Source organism: Photobacterium sp. SP02 (assembly GCF_038519165.1).
GTDB classification, from domain to species: Bacteria; Pseudomonadota; Gammaproteobacteria; order Enterobacterales; family Vibrionaceae; genus Photobacterium; species Photobacterium halotolerans.
The window spans coordinates 1-24,298 of record NZ_JASJOJ010000060.1 but is presented as its reverse complement, the minus strand read 5'-3'; the positions used below and the strand labels follow the sequence as shown (position 1 = coordinate 24,298).

25 protein-coding genes are annotated in these 24,298 nt (G+C 52.2%); 6 read left to right on the top strand and 19 right to left on the bottom strand.

What is annotated here, in order from left to right; all coding sequences use genetic code 11:
• Positions 1 to 609: 609 nt before the first annotated feature.
• From cysQ to cysG, 6 genes are read right to left on the bottom strand one after another with little or no spacing between them, the layout of a single operon-like run.
• Positions 610 to 1,353: a 3'(2'),5'-bisphosphate nucleotidase CysQ gene (gene cysQ / locus P0Y67_RS18870; protein ID WP_027254014.1), complete on the bottom strand. Its 744-nt coding sequence runs from the start codon at positions 1,351 to 1,353 to the stop codon at positions 610 to 612.
• Positions 1,354 to 1,368: 15 nt separating this feature from the next.
• On the bottom strand, positions 1,369 to 1,986 hold the full coding sequence (gene cysC, locus P0Y67_RS18865) for an adenylyl-sulfate kinase (protein WP_342393128.1): 618 nt from the start codon (positions 1,984 to 1,986) through the stop codon (positions 1,369 to 1,371).
• 24 nt (positions 1,987 to 2,010) lie between these two features.
• Positions 2,011 to 3,738, bottom strand: a complete 1,728-nt coding sequence (locus tag P0Y67_RS18860) for an SLC13 family permease (protein WP_342393127.1) — start codon at positions 3,736 to 3,738, stop codon at positions 2,011 to 2,013.
• 5 nt (positions 3,739 to 3,743) lie between these two features.
• Positions 3,744 to 5,168, bottom strand: coding sequence for a sulfate adenylyltransferase subunit CysN (gene cysN / locus P0Y67_RS18855; RefSeq protein ID WP_342393126.1), 1,425 nt, complete (start codon positions 5,166 to 5,168; stop codon positions 3,744 to 3,746).
• Between the two features lie 11 nt (positions 5,169 to 5,179).
• Complete coding sequence (gene cysD / locus P0Y67_RS18850) at positions 5,180 to 6,088, bottom strand: sulfate adenylyltransferase subunit CysD (protein ID WP_027254018.1); 909 nt, start codon at positions 6,086 to 6,088, stop codon at positions 5,180 to 5,182.
• 13 nt (positions 6,089 to 6,101) lie between these two features.
• Positions 6,102 to 7,514: a siroheme synthase CysG gene (gene cysG / locus P0Y67_RS18845; protein ID WP_342393125.1), complete on the bottom strand. Its 1,413-nt coding sequence runs from the start codon at positions 7,512 to 7,514 to the stop codon at positions 6,102 to 6,104.
• A gap of 396 nt (positions 7,515 to 7,910) precedes the next feature.
• Here cysG and P0Y67_RS18840 point away from each other — a divergent pair, with 396 nt between their 5' ends.
• From P0Y67_RS18840 to P0Y67_RS18830, 3 genes are all read left to right on the top strand, one after another.
• Positions 7,911 to 9,866, top strand: a complete 1,956-nt coding sequence (locus P0Y67_RS18840; protein WP_342393124.1) for a bifunctional 2',3'-cyclic-nucleotide 2'-phosphodiesterase/3'-nucleotidase — start codon at positions 7,911 to 7,913, stop codon at positions 9,864 to 9,866.
• 97 nt (positions 9,867 to 9,963) lie between these two features.
• The gene (locus P0Y67_RS18835; protein WP_342393123.1) at positions 9,964 to 10,536 is read left to right on the top strand and encodes a Crp/Fnr family transcriptional regulator; all 573 of its coding nucleotides are present in this window, start codon (positions 9,964 to 9,966) and stop codon (positions 10,534 to 10,536) included.
• 78 nt (positions 10,537 to 10,614) lie between these two features.
• The gene (locus tag P0Y67_RS18830) at positions 10,615 to 11,079 is read left to right on the top strand and encodes a GNAT family N-acetyltransferase (protein WP_342393122.1); all 465 of its coding nucleotides are present in this window, start codon (positions 10,615 to 10,617) and stop codon (positions 11,077 to 11,079) included.
• Positions 11,080 to 11,087: 8 nt separating this feature from the next.
• On the opposite strand, the gene P0Y67_RS18825 is transcribed toward P0Y67_RS18830, so the two are convergent.
• Positions 11,088 to 11,795, bottom strand: coding sequence for a LysM-like peptidoglycan-binding domain-containing protein (locus P0Y67_RS18825; protein ID WP_342393121.1), 708 nt, complete (start codon positions 11,793 to 11,795; stop codon positions 11,088 to 11,090).
• Between the two features lie 137 nt (positions 11,796 to 11,932).
• On the opposite strand from P0Y67_RS18825, the gene P0Y67_RS18820 reads away from it, so the two are divergent.
• Positions 11,933 to 12,553 (top strand): FKBP-type peptidyl-prolyl cis-trans isomerase, encoded by a 621-nt coding sequence (locus P0Y67_RS18820; RefSeq protein ID WP_027254024.1) that lies wholly within the window; start codon positions 11,933 to 11,935, stop codon positions 12,551 to 12,553.
• A 173-nt stretch (positions 12,554 to 12,726) separates the two neighbouring features.
• Entirely contained in the window at positions 12,727 to 13,215 is a 489-nt protein-coding gene (locus P0Y67_RS18815; protein WP_237584192.1) for a DUF2780 domain-containing protein, read from the top strand.
• A 143-nt stretch (positions 13,216 to 13,358) separates the two neighbouring features.
• On the opposite strand, the gene P0Y67_RS18810 is transcribed toward P0Y67_RS18815, so the two are convergent.
• From P0Y67_RS18810 to dusA, 7 genes are all read right to left on the bottom strand, one after another.
• Positions 13,359 to 14,120 carry a phosphoadenylyl-sulfate reductase gene (locus P0Y67_RS18810; RefSeq protein WP_027254026.1) on the bottom strand — a complete coding sequence of 254 codons (762 nt, stop codon included), beginning with the start codon at positions 14,118 to 14,120 and terminating at the stop codon, positions 13,359 to 13,361.
• The gene (gene cysI, locus P0Y67_RS18805; protein WP_342393120.1) at positions 14,113 to 15,804 is read right to left on the bottom strand and encodes an assimilatory sulfite reductase (NADPH) hemoprotein subunit; all 1,692 of its coding nucleotides are present in this window, start codon (positions 15,802 to 15,804) and stop codon (positions 14,113 to 14,115) included. The genes P0Y67_RS18810 and cysI overlap by 8 nt, the downstream gene beginning before the upstream one ends.
• Entirely contained in the window at positions 15,804 to 17,624 is a 1,821-nt protein-coding gene (locus P0Y67_RS18800) for an assimilatory sulfite reductase (NADPH) flavoprotein subunit (protein WP_342393119.1), read from the bottom strand. The genes cysI and P0Y67_RS18800 overlap by 1 nt, the downstream gene beginning before the upstream one ends.
• A 166-nt stretch (positions 17,625 to 17,790) precedes the next feature.
• On the bottom strand, positions 17,791 to 18,024 hold the full coding sequence (locus P0Y67_RS18795; RefSeq protein WP_027254029.1) for a hypothetical protein: 234 nt from the start codon (positions 18,022 to 18,024) through the stop codon (positions 17,791 to 17,793).
• 111 nt (positions 18,025 to 18,135) lie between these two features.
• A complete protein-coding gene (locus P0Y67_RS18790) occupies positions 18,136 to 18,792 on the bottom strand; it encodes a TIGR04219 family outer membrane beta-barrel protein (protein ID WP_337112177.1) in 657 nt (218 codons plus the stop codon).
• Positions 18,793 to 18,921: 129 nt separating this feature from the next.
• Positions 18,922 to 19,173, bottom strand: coding sequence for an envelope stress response protein PspG (gene pspG, locus P0Y67_RS18785; RefSeq protein ID WP_192017783.1), 252 nt, complete (start codon positions 19,171 to 19,173; stop codon positions 18,922 to 18,924).
• A gap of 222 nt (positions 19,174 to 19,395) precedes the next feature.
• Positions 19,396 to 20,400 (bottom strand): tRNA dihydrouridine(20/20a) synthase DusA, encoded by a 1,005-nt coding sequence (dusA, locus tag P0Y67_RS18780; protein WP_342393118.1) that lies wholly within the window; start codon positions 20,398 to 20,400, stop codon positions 19,396 to 19,398.
• A 106-nt stretch (positions 20,401 to 20,506) separates the two neighbouring features.
• On the opposite strand from dusA, the gene P0Y67_RS18775 reads away from it, so the two are divergent.
• Entirely contained in the window at positions 20,507 to 21,571 is a 1,065-nt protein-coding gene (locus P0Y67_RS18775; protein ID WP_342393117.1) for a tyrosine-type recombinase/integrase, read from the top strand.
• Between the two features lie 832 nt (positions 21,572 to 22,403).
• Here P0Y67_RS18775 and P0Y67_RS18770 read toward each other — a convergent pair.
• The 5 genes from P0Y67_RS18770 to P0Y67_RS18750 are packed head-to-tail and all read right to left on the bottom strand — an operon-like array spanning position 22,404 to position 24,187.
• Positions 22,404 to 22,541, bottom strand: coding sequence for a hypothetical protein (locus tag P0Y67_RS18770; protein WP_155804952.1), 138 nt, complete (start codon positions 22,539 to 22,541; stop codon positions 22,404 to 22,406).
• Positions 22,538 to 22,954 carry a hypothetical protein gene (locus P0Y67_RS18765; protein WP_342393116.1) on the bottom strand — a complete coding sequence of 139 codons (417 nt, stop codon included), beginning with the start codon at positions 22,952 to 22,954 and terminating at the stop codon, positions 22,538 to 22,540. Before P0Y67_RS18765 ends, P0Y67_RS18770 begins: the two co-directional genes overlap by 4 nt.
• A gap of 9 nt (positions 22,955 to 22,963) precedes the next feature.
• Positions 22,964 to 23,359, bottom strand: coding sequence for a structural protein (locus tag P0Y67_RS18760; protein ID WP_303459554.1), 396 nt, complete (start codon positions 23,357 to 23,359; stop codon positions 22,964 to 22,966).
• Positions 23,346 to 23,693, bottom strand: a complete 348-nt coding sequence (locus P0Y67_RS18755; RefSeq protein WP_342393115.1) for a hypothetical protein — start codon at positions 23,691 to 23,693, stop codon at positions 23,346 to 23,348. The genes P0Y67_RS18760 and P0Y67_RS18755 overlap by 14 nt, the downstream gene beginning before the upstream one ends.
• Positions 23,690 to 24,187 carry a hypothetical protein gene (locus tag P0Y67_RS18750; protein ID WP_342393114.1) on the bottom strand — a complete coding sequence of 166 codons (498 nt, stop codon included), beginning with the start codon at positions 24,185 to 24,187 and terminating at the stop codon, positions 23,690 to 23,692. Before P0Y67_RS18750 ends, P0Y67_RS18755 begins: the two co-directional genes overlap by 4 nt.
• Positions 24,188 to 24,298 lie beyond the last annotated feature (111 nt).

The window sequence follows — 24,298 nt, the reverse complement described above, 5'->3', positions numbered from 1 at the left end:
AGTTCACTGATAAATCTTTTATGACTGTATCATTGTCGAGTGCCCACACAGATTGCATGGTCAAATTGTTAAAGAGCGTTGACTCAACGTTATGTCTCGTTGGTCAGGGCTGCGTATTCTACCCAGCATTCTTTCTCAGTCAAGCGTTATTTTTAAAAACTTTTTCAAACACCTTCTTAACTAAGAGCTCACCAAGGATAACTTCTGGTTTTAAACCTTTAGCACCTTTTACTCGGTGAGGGTGCGCATTTTACAAAAACAAAAACGAGTGTCAACCCTGTTTCTCTTTCTTTTTGCGCCACTTTCAGTTCACACAAGTTATTCACAAGTTACCAAGAACTTATTCAAACCCGTGTGTGCCCTGTCAGTGAGGCGGCATTATAGGGGGTTAGCTGAAAGCAGCAAGTGTTTTTTGGTGATTTCATTGCAACCGGCTACCTTTTGCTCTGAAACTGATAAAAAACACAAAAAACAGCCAAAACAGGCATGGGACAGACAAGATAAAGAAACAGAGACTCAGAGGAGAGCGTAGCAACCGAGGAAACGATCAGCTCAACCTACTAGAGCAGAAGAGCAACCCGTCGGGTAACCCCGACGGCATAAAAGCATTTACTTACAGCTAACCAGGAAAGAAGGGTTCAGCAACTCTTCCCTGTGATATTGCAGTGGCTCTTGATTAAATAAGGTGACGGATGCACCTGCACTTTCTGCTATGCACTGACCGGCAGCGGTATCCCACATCATGGTTGGCCCTAAACGTGGGTAGAATTGCGCCCTTCCTTCTGCGACCAGACAAAATTTCAGGGATGACCCGACCTCAGTCATCTTGTGCTGACCTAACATATTGAGAAAGTCAGCCATGTCCGGGCTGGGATGAGAACGGCTACCCACCACGGTTGGCACTGTTGCTTCTCTCACTCGGATTGGTTCCCGACCAGCCTTGGTTTGCAACCAGGCTTTATTACCGTCTCCCAGCCAGGTTTTACCCAAAGCAGGCGCATGCACTACGGCAAGCACGGGCCTGCCTTCTTTAATCAAGGCAATGTTAACCGTGAACTCGCCGTTTTTCCGAAGAAACTCTTTTGTTCCATCAAGCGGATCCACCAGCCAGAATGATTGCCAGTGCTGACGGTCGCGCCATTCAGTATGAGCGGATTCCTCAGAGAGAATTGGGATATCGGGCGTAAGCTGTAATAAATGGCGGACTATCACCGCATTGGCAGCCAGGTCAGCTTCAGTGACCGGACTCTTATCCGCTTTTTCCTCAACCCGGACATTGCTGTGATAGCAGTCCATGATGGCTTGCCCTGCTTCCAGTGCAACCTGATAGATAGACTCCAGTAGTGCGCTCACGCTGTACTCCTTGTCTTAAATAATGTGACGCTGTTTTAATGCTTCCACGCACAGAGTAACCAGCTCATCAACCGATGCATTGCCCGCTTGCAGATGAATCTCAGGATTCGCCGGCGGCTGATATTCAGAATCGATGCCGGTAAAGTCTTTAATCTCTCCCGCTCTGGCTTTCTTATACAGACCTTTAGGATCGCGCTTTTCACATTCTGCCAGAGGTGTGTCCACGAAGACTTCAATGAATTCTCCCTCAGGCAGGAGTTCACGAACCAACTCACGCTCAGCCCTATGAGGAGAGATAAACGCGGTCAGTACGATGAGACCAGCATCCGCCATCAGCTTAGCCACTTCCCCGATGCGTCGAATGTTTTCCTTACGATCCTCAGCAGAGAAACCCAGATCCTTGCACAGGCCATGGCGAACATTATCGCCATCCAGCAGATAAGTATGGAAGCCCTGTTCAGCCAGGCGATTTTCCAACGCGCCGGCCACCGTCGATTTGCCGGCACCGCTCAACCCGGTAAACCACAGAACGCAGGGTCTCTGATTTTTTAACTGAGCACGCTGTGCTTTATCTGTCTGGTGATTGTGCCAGACCACGTTTTCATTTTCATGGGGTTGAACGACAGCGGTCATTTTACACTCCGTTGCTAAAACACATTAAAAAGGAAAGAACTGCGGGATCAGGGCTAATACAACCACTGAGTACATCACGGAAAACGGCAATCCGATCCGTAGATAATCTCGCAACTTATAGTTGCCTACGGTGTAAACGAGCAAATTCGTCTGATAACCATAAGGTGAAATAAAACTGGCACTGGCACCAAACAGCACCGCCATAATAAAGGGCATAGGATCGACCCCATAGCTCAGTGCCAAACTGTACGCTAAGGGGAAAGACAAGGCTGCTGCAGCATTGTTAGTTACCAGCTCAGTCATCAGCAAGGTCAGCAGATACACGGCCACTAACCCGCCGTAGACGCCCCAGCCATTAAAGGACGTCATCATGATATTGCCCATCCGCTCAGACAGGCCGCTGGCAAGCATCAGTTGTGCCAGTGATAACGCCGAGCCAACAATCACCACGATGTCAATCGGAAAACGGCGGCGAATTTCGGCAAAGCTGATGATACCGGTCGCCAGCAACAACAACAGATAACCGGCCAGTCCTTTGATCAGCGGTAAAACATCCAACAGACCCGCGGTAATCACAGCAACAAAACCGCCCAGCACGGCCATGCTCTTGGTGCTGTCCAGCCGGGCGCTGGAGTCCAGACCGTTGATCAGGACAAATTCACGGTTTAACGTCTGCTTTTTCTCATGAAAGGTTTTGCCGGGCACAATCACCAGGGTATCACCGGGATGCAATTCAATATTGCCCAGCCCGCCGGCCAGACGTTCATGGCCGCGACGGATCGCCACCACCACAGCATCAAAACGTTCGCGGAACTGCACGCTTTTCAGCGTTTTACCACGGATGCCGGCAGAATGACTGACCACCACTTCCATCATGGACTGCCCATTGAGGTGGTGCTGACCAAATAACCTCAGCCCGTCGATTTCCTGTAAGGTCGTGACACTTTCGATATCGCCACAGAACAGTAAACTGTCGCCGGCCCGCAATACTGTCTCGGGGCACACAGGGGCAATCGTCTTGCCGTCACGAATGATTTCCGCCAGAAACAAGCGGCGCAGTGCCCGTAAACCATTTTCAGCAACCGACTTGCCAACCAGCGATGAGGTCGGTTCTATTTTGGCTTCCAGAAAGTACGGCAGTTCATCCTGGCTGCTGTCATCGTAATTAGGTAGAAAGTGGCTGAGGGGGATCAAAAACACCAGCCCGACCAGCAACACCGCCAGTCCAATCATTGAAGGCGCAAAAAAGCCCAGGCTGGGTAACCCGGCATCTTCGACAAAGCTGTTCACAATCAGATTGGTCGAAGTACCAATCAGGGTCAGCGTACCGCCCAATATCGCGGTATAGGACAGTGGTATTAACAGACGAGACGGCGCATGACGCTGATTGCGCTTTACCGCGCCAATCAAAGACACTACCACTGCCGTGTTATTGGTAAAGGAAGACAGGAAGGCCGTCGACAGGCCAAGCTTGGCCACCACAGACGTTTGTCCTCCCTGAGAAATTTGGCGCCCGACCCAACTGATCAGGCGCGTTTTTTCAAGAGCAATGGAAACAAGGATCAGCAGGACCAGGGTCAGCAACGACGCGTTAGTGAAGTTACCCGCCAGGGTCGACAGCTCAATCATCCCGGTTTGAAAACCAATAAAGGCTGTACCTGCAAACAGATAGGCAGGTTTGATTCTGGTGGTGATCAAACAGGTGATGATCACCACCAGCATCGCCAGTACCAGGGCTTGTTCCCATGCCATCGGCATTACCCCAGCAACTTACTGAGATCTTTAGCATCCCAGTGTGGGAAGTGCTTACGGATCAGTGCGTTGAGCTCAACCTCAAAGGCGCTGTATGCCTGCTGAGAAGGGGCGGATTCCGTCAGCGCCTCACGCACCATGCCGGCACCCACAGTCACATTGGTCAGGCGGTCAATCAGAATAAAGCCACCGGTATCGGCACAATTCTGGTATGAATCGATCGCGATAGACTCATTGAGTACCACTTCGCACAGGCCAATGCCGTTGAGAGGCAGCACATCGGTGGCAAAGGTGTCCAGGTTATTAATATCTACCTGATGGCGAATCGCACTGACCGAGCCGAGCGTTTTCTTGCCCGCCACTTTGATATCGTACTGACGACCGGTTTCCAGTGGTGCTTCTGCCATCCAGACAATGTCGGCCAATAGCTGATTGCTGAGTGCAACGTCGTCACCGGCATGGACAATAGTGTCACCGCGGCTGATATCAATCTCATCGTTCAGGGTCAGCGTGATTGCCTGCCCAGAATGAGCCTGAGCCAGATCACCGTCGAAAGTCACAATACGGGCAACCGTTGACGATTTACCCGATGGCAATACTTTCACCGCATCCCCGACGGACACAGTACCGGATGCCAGCGTGCCCGCAAAGCCGCGGAAGTCCAGATTCGGGCGGTTAACATATTGCACAGGAAAGCGTAATTCGCCGTCCACTTTTTTGTTGATTTCAACGCTTTCCAGCAAAGACAGCAGCGGCTCGCCCTCATACCAGGGTGTAAGCTCACTGGCGGTCACCACATTGTCGCCTTCCAGTGCCGACAGCGGGACCAATTGAATATTGATGTCAGCATTGAGCTTTTTGGCAAACGCCAGATAATCATCCCGGATCTGCTCGAAACGCGCCTGCTCAAAACCGACCAAATCCATCTTGTTGACGGCCACCACAAACTGGCGAATCCCCAGCAGGCTGGCAATGTAGGAGTGGCGACGGGTCTGATCCAGCACACCTTTACGGGCATCAATCAGGATCACCGCCACATCACAGGTAGAGGCCCCTGTCGCCATGTTGCGGGTGTACTGCTCATGCCCCGGGGTGTCGGCAATGATGAACTTGCGTTTCTGGGTCGAGAAATAACGGTAAGCCACATCAATGGTGATGCCCTGCTCACGTTCCGCTTGCAGACCGTCAACCAGCAGGGCCAGATCCGGCTTACTGCCTGTGGTGCCCACTTTCTGGCTGTCAGCATGAATCGCGGCCAGTTGATCTTCATAAATTTGCTGTGAATCGTGCAGCAGACGGCCAATCAGCGTACTTTTACCGTCATCCACTGAACCACAGGTCAGGAACCGAAGCAGAGACTTGTTCTGGTGCTGATCCAGGTAAGCTTCAATGCCCAGCTCAGCTACTTGTTGTTGAATTGCGCTGTTCATGTCCCGACTCCTTAGAAATAACCCTGACGTTTCTTCAATTCCATCGATCCCGACTGATCGTGGTCGATCGCCCGTCCCTGACGCTCACTGGAGGTGGCCACCAGCATTTCTTCGATGATCTCAGGCAAAGTTTTGGCCTCAGATTCAATCGCCCCGGTCAGCGGGTAACAGCCCAGGGTACGGAAGCGTACGCTCTTGTGTTCAATTTGCTCACCCGGACGCAGCTTCATGCGGTCATCATCCACCATGATCAGCATGCCGTCGCGATCAACCACAGGACGCTCCTGTGACAGGTAGAGCGGCACAATATCGATGCCTTCCAGGTAGATGTATTGCCAGATATCCAGCTCGGTCCAGTTCGACAGCGGGAACACTCGGATGCTCTCGCCTTTGTTAATCTGGCCGTTATAGGTTTTCCACAACTCAGGACGCTGGTTTTTCGGATCCCAGGTATGGTTCTTGTCGCGGAAAGAATACACGCGCTCTTTGGCACGGGATTTCTCTTCGTCACGACGGGCGCCGCCGAATGCGGCGTCGAAACCGTACTTGTTCAGTGCCTGCTTCAGGCCCTGGGTTTTCATAATATCGGTATGCTTTGACGAGCCATGCTCGAACGGGCTGATACCCATCGCCATGCCTTCCGGGTTTTTATGCACCAGCAGGTCAAAACCGTATTTCTTCGCTGTCGCATCACGAAACTCAATCATTTCGCGGAATTTCCAGTCGGTATCGACATGCAGCAACGGAAAAGGAATTTTTCCCGGATAAAAGGCTTTACGGGCCAGATGCAGCATCACCGACGAATCTTTACCGATGGAGTACATCATCACAGGGTTATCAAACTCAGCGGCCACTTCACGGATGATATGAATACTCTCCGCTTCGAGCTGCTTAAGGTGGGTAAGGCGTTTCGGATCCATCTTTCTCTCCATGTTAAGCCAGGCTCACGACAGCGGGGTGTGGTTGCCCTTGTTGTTCCTGCTTTCCGAACCAATGTAATTTATCCGCCAGAGTCACCACTTCACCCACCACGATGAGTGACGGCGATTCTGCATTTTCTGCCAGTTGAGCCAGCTCGCTCAGTTGGCCTCTGAAGACTTTTTGCGATGCCTGCGTGCCACGCTCGATAATCGCAATCGGCGTTTCTGCTGCGCGGCCATGCTGGATCAGTTGTTGCTGGATGTGGCTTGATTTCATCAGCCCCATATAAATCACTAGCGTCTGCTTACCGCGTGCCAGTGTGGACCAGTCGAGATTGTCGCTGTCCGGCTTGGTATGACCGGTAATAAACATGGCACTTTGTGCATGATCTCTGTGTGTCAGAGGAATACCGGCATAGGCTGTAGCGCCTGCTGCGGCGGTAATACCCGGCACAACCTGGAACGGGATACCGGCATCAAACAGCACTTCCAGCTCTTCTGCCCCGCGGCCGAAAATGAAAGGATCACCGCCTTTCAGGCGAACCACCCGTTTGCCCTGACTGGCATATTCCACCAGCAGGCGGTTGGTTTCTTCCTGCGGCACACTGTGATAACCGGCGCGTTTACCGACACAGACCAGCTCCGCATCACGGCGAACCAGATCCATGATGTCGTCCGATACCAGATAGTCATACAGCACCACATCGGCCTGCTGCATTAATTGCAACGCACGCAGAGTCAGCAAACCGGCGTCGCCGGGGCCGGAGCCAATCAGTGCAACCTGGCCCTGGGTAGTCACCTGCTGGGACTGGCGAACCAATTCCTGCTCGGCTTCTTTGTCTTGCCCGGCGGCCACCAGCTCGGCGAAGCGGCCGTCAAAGGCCTGCTCCCAGAACAGACGGCGGGCAGACAGGCTTGTCACTGTATTCTTGAGGCGATCGCGAAACTGGCCTGCCAGGGTTGCCATTTTGCCAAGATGCTGAGGCAGCAAGGCTTCCAGCTTCTCACGGACCAGACGCGCCAGTACCGGCGCTTTGCCAGAAGATGAAATAGCCACAATAAGAGGAGAGCGATCAACAATAGAAGGCACGATAAAGCTGCAACGCTGGGTATCATCCACCACATTCACCAGCACCTGACGCTGGTTCGCCGACTGGTACACCAGAGCATTGATGGCTTTGCGATCGGTTGCTGCGATAGCCAGAAAGATACCGTCAAGGTGCTCTGGCATAAATTGCTCAGCAAGAAGGGTAATGTCACCGTTATCTGCCGCCTGCAGAAAATCGGCATTGAGCTCAGAAGCAATGACACGAACGTCGGCACCGGCTTTGAGCAGCATCCGGGTTTTACGCCAGGCCACCTCTCCACCGCCTACCACCAGGCATGGACGACGCTTTAAATCGGCAAAAATAGGTAAATAGTCCATAGTCACTGCTCTTACTCTCTGTACGTAACAGCACTATAGACGGGGCAGGATATTACCTGAAATTCTAAAATTTCATTTTTTATTCCCAAAAGTTTAGCTTGGCTGACTTAAGCGTCCTGTGGGTACCATCCTTCCGGATATGACAGCAAATCGCCCCTAACACCGTATAAAACAATCACTTTTCTGGTTTTTTCTCATAAAAAAAGTTTATCTTATGCCTTTAAGATCTAACTATTTCGCCAATCATCATGGCCAAAGTGCAGTGATGTGAGAAAGAAACCTGATGCAGAGCAAGGAAGCACACTCAGGTCACATATCTGACAAGCTCTTGCATTTCAGAGACAGTATTTTTGCTACTTTTAGCGCGTTACTTACTCCATTAATGACGGTGAAATCATGTCTTTAAGAGCAAAACCCCTTTCACTTGCCGTACTGGGCGCACTGCTGGCTGCAGCAGGCCCGGCACTGGCAGACACCATTCAACTGCGCATTCTTGAAACTACCGACATTCACGCCAATGTCATGGACTATGACTACTACAAAGATAAAGCGACCGAGAAAACCGGGCTGGTCCGGACCGCCACCTTAATCGAGCAAGCCAGACGCGAAGTCACTAACAGTGTGCTGGTTGATAACGGCGATCTGATTCAGGGCAGCCCGATGGGTGACTACTTGGCGGAAAAAGGCCTGGCAGACGGTGATGTTCACCCTGTCTATAAAGCCATGAACCCGCTCGATTACGAAGTAGGCAACATAGGAAACCATGAATTCAACTACGGGCTGGATTTCCTGCAAGCGGCATTAAAAGGCGCAAACTTCCCCTATATCAATGCCAATGTCTACGACCTAAAGACGGGGGAAAACCTCTTTACCCCTTATCTGATTAAAACCTATCGCCTGAAAGATACCGACGGCGCAGAGCATGACATCAAGATCGGCTATATCGGCTTTGTGCCGCCGCAAATCATGACCTGGGATAAAAAGAATCTGGAAGGCAAGGTGAGCGCCAGAGACATCAAGCAAACCGCCGACTATTTCGTGCCTAAGATGAAAGCCGAAGGCGCCGATATCATAGTCGCGATTCCGCATTCAGGCGTATCTGCCGATCCTTACCATGCCATGGCGGAAAACTCCGTCTATTACCTGACGCAGGTAAAAGGCATAGATGCAATCGCGTTCGGCCATGCCCACGCGGTCTTCCCGAGTCAAACTTTTGCCAGCCTGCCCAATACCGACATCGCAAAAGGCACTATCAATGGTGTCGCGGCGGTAATGCCCGGCCGCTGGGGCGATCATCTGGGGGTGATAGATCTGGCGCTGACCCGGCAGGATGGCAAGTGGGCAGTGACTGAGCGTCAAACCCAGGCCCGCCCGATATTTGCCGATGGTAAAGCGCAGGTGGCGGCGGACAGCAAACTGGTCGCAGCCGTGATGGAGGATCACAAGGGAACACGTGAATTCGTCAACCAGCCAATCGGTAAAGCCAGTGATGTGATGTACAGCTATCTGGCGCTGGTACAGGATGATCCGACCGTGCAGATAGTGAACCTGGCACAGAAAGATTACGTGGAGCGCTTTATTCAGGGCGATCCGGATTTAGACGGCCTGCCTGTGCTGTCGGCTGCCGCCCCGTTCAAGGCAGGCGGCCGGGCGAACGATCCGGGCAACTACACCGAAGTGGAAGCCGGCCAGCTGACCTTTCGCAACGCAGCCGATCTGTATCTGTACCCCAATACCCTGGTGGCACTGAAAGTGACAGGCAAAGAAGTCAAAGAATGGCTGGAGTGCTCTGCCGGACAATTTAACCAGATTGATCTCAGCTCAGGCGCGCCACAGTCGCTGATCAACTGGGAAGACTTCCGCACCTATAACTTCGACGTGATTGACGGTGTTCAGTATCAGGTGGATGTCTCTCAGCCCGCCCGTTACGACGGTGACTGCAAGCTGATCAACCCGGAAGCTGAGCGAATTAAGCAACTGACCTATCAGGGCAAAGCCATCGACCCGGCCCAACCCTTTATTATTGCCACCAACAATTACCGCGCTTACAGTGGCAAGTTTGCCGGCACAGGCGAGCAGTATGTCGCCTTTGCGGCACCGGATGAAAACCGCACTGTGCTGGCCAGTTACATCAGCAGGGTCAGTAAAGACGACGGGCAAGTTGTACCGAGTGCCGACAATAACTGGCGCTTTGCCCCGCTCAGGAGCACAACGCCGCTGGATATCCGTTTTGAAACCTCACCGAGCGACAAAGCGGCATCCTTTATCAAAGACAAGGGTCAGTATCCGATGCAGCAAGTGGCTACCGATGCAGCCGGCTTTGCGGTTTACCGGATTGACCTGCAACACTAATAGTACAGCGTCATAACGCTATCACTATGCCGCGGCCTGTGGTCGCGGTATTTTTTGGTAAGCTAGATATAGATGACTTCAACAGCGACAGAACACTATGACCTCACCACTCGCGCAATTTCTGGCCCTGCACGGTGCCGATCAGGCCACTGTCGATCAGGCACTGTCACTGGCCGAACCGTTAGAACTGCCTACCCGGCATGTGCTGATCAATCAGGGAGAACTGGCAACACAGGCATATTTTCTGATTGATGGCCTGTGCCATGCCTGCTACATCACAGCAGACGGTAAAACCATCAGCAAAGATTTCTTCTGGGAACAGGATCTGCTGATTGGCTTTGAAAGCCTGCTGACCGAGGAGGGATCACCCTATCTGCTGGAAACCTTGTCACCCTGCCTGATTCAGACTCTGCCAGCCGAGCTGATACTTCGCTGGCGCGATGACATGCCCGCCCTGTACATGGCCCTGGCCGAGAGGCAGCTGCTGTTCCGGGAACAAAAAGAGCAGTTCATGCGTCTGTACAGCCCGGCACGACGCTACGCCCTGTTCACAGACAGCGTCGGTGAACTGGCAACCCACATCACAGCGCCACAACTGGCGTCGTTTCTGAACCTGTCACTGAGTCAGCTGGACAGCCTGCAACGCCATCTGGCCGCCTCGGGGAAATAAACCGCCTCTTGCGGTCTCTCATCGCGCATTTTATGCTGAGTGCCAGGCTATAAAAGCAGTAGTAAAAGGACGCAATCGATGCAATGGCAATGCCTTCGCTTTGATCAGCTCAGCACTGATCAGCTTTATGACATCATGAAACTCAGGGTAGATGTGTTCGTGGTTGAACAGAACTGTCCGTATCCGGAACTCGACGGCCACGACAAAGCCCGCGATGTCCATCATTTAATCGCCTATGACAATGGTACTCTGATGGCTTATCTGCGGTTACTGCCGGCAGGCACTACCTACGATAATGTCAGTATCGGGCGGGTGATCACCGCGCAAGCGGCGCGCGGCAAAGGGGTCGGAAATACCTTGCTCACGCAAGGACTGGCGTACGCAGAACAACTGTGGCCGGGGCAGGACATTGACATCGGCGCACAGTCGCATTTGCAGAGTTATTACGGGCGCTTTGGCTTTGAGCCAAGCTCGGACGAATACCTGGAAGACGGCATTCCCCATATTGATATGCGGCTGACAAAAAAACCGCCAACCGCCTGATCAATCAGTTACTGACCGCGGGCAAAACTACCGTCAGAGCGGCGGAAAAACATCACAGGATCGCCACCGCGGCTCTCAATCTGCAGCACATCCAGATCACCATTGGCCAGTTGTTTGTAACGCAATAACTGGCCAGATTTAATGTAACTGAGCGGTTTGTCTTTGCCTTCAATGGCAGCAATGGCGTACAGGTCAGTCAAAGGTAACGACTTGGCACGAAAGATGGTCGCCAGGGTTTCGCCTTTTTTGACCTTATAATTCCTCCAGTTTTCTGCAGAAGCTGACGGCCGGGGCGTTGTCGTCGCCGAAGACGACGGCGATGTCACCGGTGATTGCGACGCCGCGGGTTTTCCATTTACCGGACGAGGAGGCGATGCCGGATCCGGACGCTCTCCAACAGGTAAAGGCGCGGGCTCAGCCAGATTCAGCGCCACTTCCTGATGCACGGGCTCGCTGCCGGGAATTGCTAGGTCGGGTTCTGAAGCCGGCAGCAGGAACAGGATCAGCACCACAGGGGCCAGAACCATTAATGCTTTGCGATGAAAGCCTGGCAACTGCTGCCAATAGGGCTGTCCCCGCAGTCTGATCTTCTGCCATTGCATCTGACCTGCTTCCCGCCAGTTCAGCTGGCTGAGCCGGGTTTTCCACTCCGTCAGCGACACCTGTGTCAGGGCCGGGGCCGATTTCTTCCGGTTACGGCGTTTCGCTTGTCCCATAACAACTACTCTCCATCACTCTGCGCCAAAACTTCAGGGTCACGCTTTGATGCGACCTCTGTTCACAAAAGTTTACCCCTGAGGGTTGAAACTGTTATCCTGCCCGCTTAATTCACTCGACATAAAGAGACGACACTATGTCTGACGTTAAACTAGATACAGTTGAAACTAAAGCGAGCTACGGTATTGGTCTGCAAATGGGCCAGCAACTGGCTCAAAGTGGCCTGGAAGGCCTGAACGTTGCTGCCATTGCCAAAGGCATCGCGACCTCGCTGACTGGCGACATGCCAGAAATCGCTGTAGACGACATCAACGACGCACTGCGTGATCTGCACACCCGCGCTGAAGAAGCTCGTCAGGTACAAGCTCAAGCTGCCGCTGCTGAAGGCGAAGCCTTCCTCAAAGATAACGCACTGCGTCCAGAAGTAACAGTCACCGAATCTGGTCTTCAGTACGAAGTCCTGGTTGAAGGTAACGGCGAAACCCCAACGTCTGACAAGCAAGTACGTGTTCACTACCACGGCCAACTGACTGACGGCACTGTCTTCGACAGCTCAGTATCACGCGGTCAGCCAGCAGAATTCCCGGTCACCGGCGTTATCGCGGGTTGGGTAGAAGCTCTGCAAATGATGCCTGTCGGTTCTAAGTGGAAACTGTATATTCCACAAAACCTGGCATACGGTGAGCGTGGCGCAGGTGCTGCCATCCCACCTTTCGCTGCACTTGTTTTCGAAGTTGAGCTGCTGGACATCCTGTAAGTCCTGCCGCCCTTCTGAAAAACGGTGCTTCGGCACCGTTTTTTTGTCTCATATCAGCAACATACCCTGACAATAACCTGACAAACGCCCTCTTTTTTCTTTTCCAGACTACGCTTAGAGTAGCTTACGGCTTCCCCACGGGAAAACCTCATAACGATTCTAAGGAGAACACTATGACCCGAGCTCTACTCCAACGCTGCTGGCTGGTTGCGATGCCATTACTGGCCAGTCTGGCTCTTAGCCCTGCCGCCCATGCTTTTAGCCTTTCCGACTTATTCGGCGGCGGTGACGATAAAATGGAAGCCCTGGCCGACAACCCCCTCGCCAGTATGCTGACCGATCAACTCGGTGTCAGCACTGAACAGGCAGCGGGCGGAGCCGGTGCACTGCTGTCCATGGCGGCCAGCCAGTTAAGCGGCGATCAGGCCACCGAGCTGACCAAGCTGATCCCAGGTTCAGAAAACCTGATGGACGCCATTCCTGCCGGACTGGGCGGCATGCTTAACAACATGGATGCCCTCGGCCCGGTCTTCACCGCATTAGGGTTAGATGCCGGCATGATCAGTCAGTTCGTTCCCATCATCACACAGTTTCTGGGCACCCAGGGCGCCAGTGCCGGGCTGATTGATACCCTGACCAAAATCTGGACGCCAGCCAGCTGACCAATAACCTGATACCGGGCAGCGAGCGTAACGATTTCACCTTTTTCGGCTGTCAGCCTCAGGTCAATTTTCTGATTACCAATAAAAAAACCTGACCGGTTTCCCGATCAGGTTTTTTATTTCCACAATGTAAAGCTGTCGGATTAGATACCTGAACCGTCGCTCTCTGCATCATCCTCATGCAGACCGCATTCCCGCTTCAGACCGAAGAAACGGGTTTCTTCTTCTTTCATTCCCGGCTCCCACTTCACTGTGGTGTGGACATCACCGACAGAACGATAGCCCTGGGCCAGCAATGGATGATAAGGCAAATCGTATTTCAGCAGGTATTCATCAATGTCCTGCTCTGACCAATCGATCAGCGGCAGGAATTTGAATTTACCGTTCTGAATAGCCAGTACCGGCAAAGTCGCACGGGAGGACGACTGCTCCCGGCGCAGGCCAGAGAACCAGGTTTTCACCTCCAGCTCTTCCAGTGCGCGGCGCATCGGCTCAACCTTGTTCATTTTGTTGTACTGCTTAATGCCATCAACGCCCTGAGTCCACAGCTGGCCGTAGCGTGCTTCCTGCCAGGCAGGACTGAGCTCTGAGCGGTACACTTTCAGATTCAGCGCCAGCCGCTCGGTCAGAAAATCAACAAACTGATAGGTTTCAGGAAACAGGTATCCCGTGTCCGTCAGAATCACAGGCACATTGGGTGACTCCTGAGTCACCAGATGCAGCATGACCGCAGACTGGATACCAAAGCTGGAAGCTAACGCAAAGTTGCCATCCAGAAATTCCAGCGCCCAGCGAACCCGCTCTTGGGCTGTCATCTGCTCCAGCTCGGCGTTAATTTCCGCCAGCTGAAGGATCTGCTCCACTTTGGTGGCACTCAGCAAATCCGCCAACGCATATTTAGGCATAAAAATCCCTCACAGAGACTTCAACAGGGGCAATAATTCCGCTACGGATAGTAAAGTCACCAAAGCCTTCACCGTCCTCACGCTCTTTCGCCCAGCGGCCCACCAGTTGATCCAATTCCGTCATGATTTCATCAACAGTGATATTTTCACGGTACATCTTAGGAATGCGTGTCCCGTTAATATTGCCGCCAAGGTGCAGGTTATAACGACCCGGGGCTTTACCCACCAGACCAATTTCCGCCAGCATGGCGCGTCCGCAGCCATTCGGACAGCCGGTCACGCGCAAAATAACGTGCTCGTCTTGGTCCAGGCCGTGTTTCTCCAGCAGACCTTCAAAATCGGTGACAAATTCCGGCAAGAAACGCTCGGCTTCTGCCATCGCCAGCGGACAGGTCGGTAGCGACACACACGCCATTGAATTCTGGCGCTGCACGCTGACAGCGTCATCAATCAAACCGTGATCGCGGGCGATCTTTTCGATCGTCGCTTTATCTTCTTTGGCCACACCGGCAATGATCAGGTTCTGGTTGGATGTCATGCGCAGATCCCCTTTATGGATCTTGGCAATCTCAGCCACACCGGTTTTCAGCGGTTTACCCGGATAATCCAGAATTCGGCCGTTTTCGATGAACAGCGTCAAGTGGTATTTACCGTCGATGCCATCCACCCAGCCGATACGGTCACCGCGATCAGTAAACTCGTAAGGACGGCTGGCTTCGAAGGTAATGCCGGCGCGTTTCTCCACTTCCGCCTTGAAGACGTCAACACCCACACGGTCCAGGGTGTATTTGGTTTTTGCGTTCTTACGGTTAGAGCGGTTACCCCAGTCACGCTGGGTGGTCACCACCGCGGCGGCGACGTCCAGCGTTTTGTCTAGTGGCACGAAACCAAAGTCATCGGCGCGACGCGGATAAGTCGCGGTATCACCGTGTGTCATGGCCAAACCGCCGCCCACCAGCACGTTAAAGCCGATCAGCTGACCGTTTTCGGCAATAGCGACAAAGTTCAGGTCATTCGCGTGCACGTCCACATCATTTTGTGGCGGAATCACCACTGTGGTTTTGAACTTACGCGGCAGGTAATTCGAGCCCAGGATAGGCTCCTGATCCTGATGCCCTTCCACTTTTTCGCCATCGAGCCAGATTTCCGCATAAGCACGGGTCTGAGGCAGCAGATGTTCACTGATCTTCTTCGCCCAGTCATACGCCTGCTGGTGCAATTCTGACTCCACCGGGTTAGAAGTACACAGCACGTTACGGTTTACGTCACCGGCGGTGGCAATCGAGTCAATGCCGTACTCGTTCAGAGTCTGGTGCATCAGCTTAATATTCGGCTTCAGCACACCGTGGAACTGGAACGTCTGGCGGGTAGTCAGACGAATACTGCCGTACATGGTTTTGTCTTGCGCGAATTTATCAATCGCCAGCCATTGTTCCGGCGTGATGATGCCCCCCGGCATACGGGCGCGCAGCATGACGTTCTGCAAAGGTTCCAGTTTCTGCTTCTGGCGCTCAGGACGGATATCGCGGTCATCCTGCTGATACATACCGTGGAAACGGATCAGCTGGAAGTTATCAGCTGTAAAGCCACCGGTAATGCGGTCCTGCAGATCCTGCTCAATGGTCCCGCGCAGAAAATTACTCTCGCGTTTCAGGCGTTCGTTATCGGACAGTTTCTCAGTCATTAGTACACATCCTTCTGGTAGCGTTTGGCTTTACGCAAATCATTCAAATACAGCTCGGCATCTGCGCGGCTCTTGCCGCCCTGCTGCTCAACAACAGTGATCAGTGCCTCATGCACATCTTTTGCCATCCGGTTGGCATCACCGCACACGTAAATATGTGCGCCGTCTTTCAGCCACTGCCAAACTTCTGCCGCATTTTCCAGAATACGGTGCTGGACATACACTTTCTCAGACTGATCGCGGCTGAAAGCCACATCCAGCTTGGTCAGAATGCCGTCTTTCAGGTACTTCTGCCACTCCACCTGATACAGGAAGTCCTGCGTAAAAGTGCGGTCGCCAAAGAACAGCCAGTTTTTGCCTTCAGCGTCGCGGTTATCACGCTCCTGCACAAAAGCGCGGAAAGGCGCGATACCTGTGCCCGGACCAATCATGATCACCGGGGTATTATCATCGGCCGGCAGTTTGAAGTTATTGTTATCTTCAACAAACACACGAACATTCGCGCCTTCTTCCAGACGGTGCGACAGGAAGCTGGAAGCACCGCCGAAGCGGCTTTCTTCGCCCTGCTGATATTCCACCAGACCGACAGTCAGGTGCACTTCTTCACCCACTTCTTCCTGGCTGGACGCAATGGAGTACAGGCGCGGCGTCAAACGGCGCAGCAGGCCTTGTAACTGCTCAGCGCTCAGCTGGGTTTTCTTCTCGGCAAAGACATCAATCACCTGAGTGTTCGCCGCGTACTCACGCAGCTTGTCTTTGTCTTCCACCAGCTTCTGCAGCTTCTTGCTGCCAGACAGTTCAGCGAACTTGGTCACCAGCTGGGGGTTAGAAGCAGTAATTTCGTATTTGTGAATCAGCGCGTCTTTCAGGCTATAGGCTTGGCCGTCCACCTCAACGCTTTCATCGCCGGACAGACCCACTTTCGCTGCCAGCGCTTCAGCCAGGGCAGGATCATTGTCATACCAGACGCCCAGCGCATCGCCCGGCTGATAAGTCAGGCCGGATTCACCGAGATCGATTTCCACATGGCGGACATCTTTACCGGAATCACGACCGGTAATTTTCTGGCTGACCAGCAGCTCTGCCGCATACGGATTTTGCTTATTGTACTGAGACACAGCCGCCGTCGCGTTTTGCGCCACGTGCAGCTGAACCACTTCGGCATCATTGCCGCCCAGCAGCTCTTCCTTGATGCTCTCCAGTGCTTTGGCGCGCCACTCGGCAGCCGGGGCATCATAATCAACATCACAGTCGATACGATCCACAAACGATTTGGCGCCCAGCTTACTGAGGTAGCTGTCAAAATCTTTGGCAGTCTGGCAGAAGAATTCATAGCTGGAATCCCCCAGGCCCAGCACGGCATAGTTCAGATTCGGCAGCTTAGGCGCACGCTTGGACTGCAGGAATTCATGCAGCTCCATGGCGTCATCCGGCGCTTCACCCTCACCGTGGGTTGAAGCCACTATGATCACGTGGGTTTCTTTGGTCAGGTTTTTGCCTTTGTAATCGCCAGAGGCAAACACGTCAGCCTGGATACCGGCCGCGACCGCTTCTTCCTTCAGCGCCTGAGCCACGCCTTTGGCGTTACCCGTCTGCGAAGCATAAATAATGGTAAGTTTGCCAGCCGGTTTCGCTGCCACAGCGGCGATCGGCTGACCGGCAGGCTGCTGGCCCGCCGTTTGGGTTTGACTTAATCCCCAGAAATAACCGCTAATCCACGCCAGTTGCTGTGGTGACAGCTCTGCGACTGTCTGTTGCAGCTGACCGATCTGCTGATCATTGAGAGGGCTGGCTAAAGCCGAGAGTTCCTTAAGTAACATGACACGACGATCCCTTTACATTGCGTAAGGGTAGATTAGCTACTCGACGAAATAACAAGAAAGAATAGATAAGAATGTTTTATAACTTTTTGGAAGAGAAAAGCAGAAGGTAGGGAAATAAAGCGGCACCAAGACGCCCAATCCGGGGGATCAGGCGCCGCGGCATTCAGAAATGATCGGCAATACGTACCTGATGAAAACCCACTTCAAAGGCACGCTCAGTGGCTGTGTCTATGTCCCGGTAGCACTTTTCACTACCAGAGCCGTCAGTCAGGGTGACAAAGCCACCACGGCGATGACGAAATTCGACCACCCAGCCGTTGGCCTGTAGTGAAGGCTCAATCACAGCTTCCACGATTTCGCTGTCCGCATATAAACGCTGTAACTCGGTAATTGTCATCTGCCTGATTCCTGCATCAATGCCCACTTTAAAAATGGCCTATAACTCAGCAAACAGGCAACAAAAAAGCCATGCGTTTAGCATGGCTTTAGGTCAGCAGTGTTAAACCGATCAGAAATCGACTTCAACACCGGCAAAAAATCCGTCCAGCTTCACTTTGCTGCCGGCAGGATTATTAATCGCATCAAAATCGTAATCCATCACGCGGTATCCGCCACGCAGATTAAGATCGGCCGCCACCAAAGGAATGGTGAACTTCATACCGGCTTTGGCATCAAGCGTGCTGGTATCATCGAAGCTACCGACGTTACCTTCAGCAAATACCGTCAGCGGTGTCATAGGAATGCCGACTTCAACATTGCCGTAAACCGCCGGCTGCCACTCATCATCAAACGTCTGCACGTGACCTTGCGCGTTGTACTCACCGTCGCCGAATTTAATCAGAGACACACCGACATCCACGGCAACCAGATCGTTATCCAGAATTTCGTAGTACAGAGTAAAGTCTGTTTGTTTAAATGCCACCGCATCCGCTTCTACATTGGCGTAAGCAATACGTGCGTTTGGAATCAGTGGAATAAAATGTTCAAACGAGGCATAAAAAGACGGAATGGTTTTGTCGCCACCGTCTACTGCATCGTTAATTTCAGCGCTGCTCATCCAGGCATCCGCGCCTACTGTACCGCCCAGCAGCATGTCAGCCTGAGCAGGTACCGAAGCTGCAATTGCCACTGCTACGGCCACTGCTGAAAGCATGTTTTTTTTCATTTCTGAGTCTCCGCTCTTTATAATTGTGCTTTGATTTTTCTGCGCCAGACTATACCAGATGCTATGTAAGAAAACTGCATTTCATCGCCGGGAATCAGGGATTTGGGTCAAGCTCACTTTTTGAACATGCTAATATTTGCGTCTATGCATATCACGGGGCCGCGACGAACGAATCGACGACTCGCGACGTGCTCCGCGGTACAACCAGACAGCAACCGCAATCAAAATAATCCATGGCAGCAGTTTAATCACCACCCCCAATAAACCCGCCAGCGCCATTACCGCAAAACCGGCCGCTATCGCGATAACCATGCCCATCAGGCTGATCCCTGTCATGACCAGCACACCGGCAAACACCAGTAAAAATAAAAACTCTACCATTCCAATCTCTCCACTCACATCCGCTGGGAACAGAACCCGTTCTGCCCCTTCCTGCTTTACTGCAGGTTAACTGCAGGTTTCGGGCCAACATTCAGCTATCAAAAAAACACTTATTTTTCAGAAAGATACAAAACCGCCGCGTTATCAGCTCGCGGCGTTACAGGCTAAGTTAGCAAATTTGACGATAACGAGTGGTTAAACTCACTATATCTTGCAGGCTAATCACACATCCAGATGGGCGGGAATCTTATCCAGCGCTTGCTGAACCACTTCTATACCCGACCCCGGCTTGTGGGCATTTTCACTGATGTGCCGGCGCCACTGGCGGGCACCCGGCATATTCTGGAACAACCCCAGCATATGGCGGGTAATGTGACCCAGATACGAACCGTTCGCCAGCTGACGCTCAATATACGGATACATAGCTTCAACCACCTCGCGGCGCTTGATGATGGGACGTTCGCTGCCGAATAACTGCTGATCCAGCTCCGCCAGCATATACGGGTTCTGGTACGCTTCACGCCCGACCATCACCCCATCAAGGTGAGCCAGGTGGGATTCGATCTCGGCCAGCGTTTTCACCCCGCCGTTAATCGCCATGGTCAGGTGCGGAAAATCTTTCTTCAACTGATAGACACGCGGGTAATCCAGCGGCGGAATTTCACGGTTTTCTTTCGGGCTCAGACCGCTCAGCCAGGCTTTACGGGCATGAATAGTGAAATTATCGCAACCGCCTTTTTCAGACACAGTACCGACAAAATCTGCCAGGAACTGATAGGAATCCTGCTCATCAATACCAATCCGGGTTTTCACCGTCACGGGAATATCCACCACTTCACGCATGGCCGACACACACAAAGCCACCAGATCCGCCTCGCCCATCAGGCACGCACCAAAACGGCCGTTCTGCACACGATCCGACGGACAACCGACATTCAGGTTCACTTCATCGTACCCGCGCTCCTGCGCCAATTTGGCACAATGTGCCAGATCCGCCGGGTTCGAGCCGCCCAGTTGCAACGCCACCGGATGCTCTTCCTCGTTAAAGCTCAGAAAATCACCCTTACCATGAATGATTGCCCCGGTCGTCACCATCTCGGTATACAGCAAGGCGTGCTGCGACAACAGACGATGGAAATAACGGCAATGACGATCCGTCCAATCCAACATGGGGGCGACAGAGAAACGGCAAGTCGGGTACTGAGTAGGGTTTTCAGGTTTAATCATGGCTCACTTAGGATCTAGGTACTGTATATATATACATGAGTTTGCTAACCTCTCGCCCCGAATCTTCAATTCGTACGTATATGGTACGTATAAAAAGAGTAGGACAATGGCATCATTCAGCATTAGAAAACGTACGCTGAAAAGCGGTGAAAGCCGCTATACAGTTGAACTCATCGTCAAAAAGGATTCGCAGATTATACACAGAGAGTCCAAAACATTCAGGAAAAAAGAACTCGCCCGAACCTACGCCCGCAAGCGTTTGAACGAACTGGAAAACCCCATGTTTTCCGGTTTGAAGACCGTTTTGTTGTCGGCTCTGCTGGATATGTACATAGGTGATAGGGACTTATGGGACAGAACGGGCCGGACGAAACAATACGTACTTCGGATGCTCCGGGACTGTGATATCTCATTAGTAGAGAGTAACAAACTCAAAACCAGTGATCTGATTCAGCATTGCCGACACAGGAAAGCCGCCGGAGCACAGCCCGCAACGATTTATCATGATATAGCTTACCTGCGCTCAGTGATGAAGAAAGCAGGCCCGGTATTTAATGTTGAAGCCAACTACGCCATTTTTGAGGAAGCCGTACCCGTTCTGATTGATATGGGACTGGTCGGTAAAAGCCAGAAACGTACCCGACGGCCTACCGGGGAAGAACTGGAGCGGTTGAAAGAAGGGCTACTTGCACGCCAGTCATACCGCAGCAACGGTAAGACCCGGATACCATTTGTCGATATTCTGGATTTCAGCATACTGACTTGTATGCGTATCGGGGAAGTGTGCCGCCTGCGCTGGGAAGATCTCAACGAAACTCACAAAACAATTCTTGTCCGGGATCGCAAAGACCCGCGCAAAAAAGCAGGCAATCACATGATTGTGCCATTACTAGGTGAATCCTTTGACATCGCTATGCGACAGGAAAGAAAAAATGATCTGATATTCCCGCATAACCCACGAAGCGTGACAGCAGGCTTTCAGCGCGTCAGAAACAGCTTAGGGATTGAGGACTTGCGATATCACGACTTACGCCGGGAAGGTGCAAGCCGCTTGTTTGAGCGGGGCTACAGCATAGAGGATGTGGCACAGGTGACGGGGCATCGGAACCTGAACATTCTTTGGCAGGTGTATACCCAGTTACACCCGCACAAACTGCATGAACAATATTAATGAAAAGAGGCCCACAAAAATTGTGGGCCATTAGTTATTATTTTTTCTTCTAACATACACGTCGCAATTAAGCCCGTGCATTATATTCAACTCTATCAATTGATCAACCTTAAGCATCCAGCCACTTAGCAGGTAATAGGAGTCGATATTAATATACATTTAATATGACTTGAGTATCGATTCCAGCTCTAATTGATATTTTTCTAATAGCATCATCAGCTCATCGGCCTCTTCAAATTGACCTACAATGATGGCCCTCCGTAACTGAGTGAGAACTAATCTTAGTTCATGTATGCATTTCTCTTTCCTTATTATAAATCTTAATTTTTCAGCTTGATCGGTCTTCAAGCTTTCACAATTCACCATTAAGTAAATCTCCTTTTCTATACATCTTTATTTTCTTCTGCCTGCTGTGAGAAAAAATCAGAGAAGAGCAAGTAACACACTGATATTTATGATATTTATATTTTACAACCCTTTCCAAATACGTTCTATGCAATTGATTAAAAACAGATTTTTCTCCGCAAAAAGGACAATTTAAATAAATTTGCATGCAAATATACCTCTGTATTTAAAAATAATTAAAACGACTGAATACGTAATAGTTTATAAACAATCACTACGCAACAGATTGAGTATGAGAGATCTTTTTTTGCGGAACACGTCACATTAACTAGCCTTTGAGTACTGCTTAAATACCAGTTGTAATTGCAAAGATGCTTACTTTTATCATCGCTTGCGCTTCACCGTCGCATTCTTCGCTTTCACCACCCGGCCCCCTTTCGCAAATCGGTAGCCTTTCTTCAGTGTGCCGTTACTTTTCAGTCCTGTCTTAGCCATGCTTTTTCCCCAGTTGTACATTCGTTTCCAGTATTGTTAGCCGCTTGTCCTGCTTGTACAGCACGATGAGCAGCGCGATCATGGTGGGCGGCAAGCCCATTGCGGTCAGTTGTTGCAATATTTCTATCAAGTCGGTTTCCCTCTGAATTTGTGTGAGAAGAATTCCAGCAGGTAGCGCACCATGGAGCGCATCCCCAGCACGTCGACGACGATTGCCCCGACCACGTACCAGTAAGGCTCTGGAATACTGCTGAGCGCCTGAAATCCGGCATCCACATACCCCGCGTAATCAGGCCAGAAACACAACATCAGGGGCGTGAAGACAACCAGTAAGATAAATTCATCTTTCCAGCCCCGGCCCTTGATGCTCAGCTCATCCAGATTGGCGGCTTTCTCGTCGCCGTATTCCAGCCGTTTTAACCTGGCGGCGTGTTTGGCCTGCTCCAGTTCGTCTTTGCGCTTCAGGGCTTCGGCCTTGTTGCGGCTGTGCTGCTGCCATGCCGTCACCCCGCCCGTAAGCAGATTTAATAATGCACCGAGCATCAATCCCCCTTATGCCGCCTGAATGCCCGCATTGAGCATCTTGGCGCTGTAAGGCTGCATGCCGTTCTCATGGCGAATAATCAGGGGCACAATGTCCATGGTTTCCGCTTCTGACAGTGAGGTGTCAGGCGACACGCCCAGCGCCCCGGCAACGTGGTTCACATAGGCGCTGGTGTCATTCTCCACAGGTGGCGCCCAGCGGTTGATGATGCCGCGCACCGTGGTCAGGCCGTGCAGGTTGCGATAGGTTTTCAGCGTCCGGGCCAGTGCCCGGATGCCGTTTTCCGGTCTGTCGAAGATGACAAAGCGGCCATCGTTGCCGACACGGCCACGCCATGCGGTGCCGTTGTCCTCAATATTGCCCGGATTGTTGTTACGGATGCCTCGCGGCTTATACATCGTCATTGCTGCTAACCCCATTACCATCAGACTCAGTATCAATAAGATTTTGTTGCTGCTCATTGCGTGCCGCTTCCTCTGCTGCGTGTTGTTCGGCCATGGCGGTGACATAGCGTTGGTGCTCGTCAATCAGCCACGCATAGGCGGCGTTAAACACTGTGCTGTCTATGACCTGATTCGGGCGATTATCCGTGTATTCGATATGGCCCAGCCCGGTCAGGGTGTTGAAATCAACCGCCCATTCACCCTGTCGCATGGCATAGCCGCCGATGTGTCCCAAGAAGGCCGGCACACCATCAATGACGATGAGCTGATCCTGTGTGACTGCTGTAATTCTCATAACTTCATAATCCAAATGACGGCCACCGACTTTTGACGCACATCGACGTGACCATGGTTGTGTGATTGCCCGCTGCCCGGCGTGCTGACATAGGTGCTGGCGTTATGCAGCCGTAAGCCCAGTGTCCGCGGTGAAGAGCGCCCCGTTTCGGCGTACGCACTCCAGCCATTATTAGGCACCGAGCGATTCGCTACCCCGGCATTACTAATGCTGGAGATCTGAAAGTTACTGGTGCGCTGATAGGTCATGGACGAGCTGGGAAGCTGATTAGATGACAGGGTGTGATTCCCTGTCGCCCGGCTGTCTGTCCCGAATGCCTGATTCGGACTGTAAGCCCGGCCCGCACCGACCAACGCCCGGTCGCACAAGTCCGGCGTGCCGTTCTGGCCGTCACACAGCACCCAGCCCAGCGGGATAGATTCAAGGGTGCCGTTGTGGATCTTGATATCGCCGCTTTTCCAGCTCCCGCCGCCGCTACCGTGTAATCTAGCCATGGCGCACCTCTGCCAGCGTCCGCACCGTGGCCCCTTCCAGCGCATAGCCATACACCGCCGCCCCGGTATCCAGCGTCATGGATTCCCCAGCGGCAATGTAAATGCCCGTCT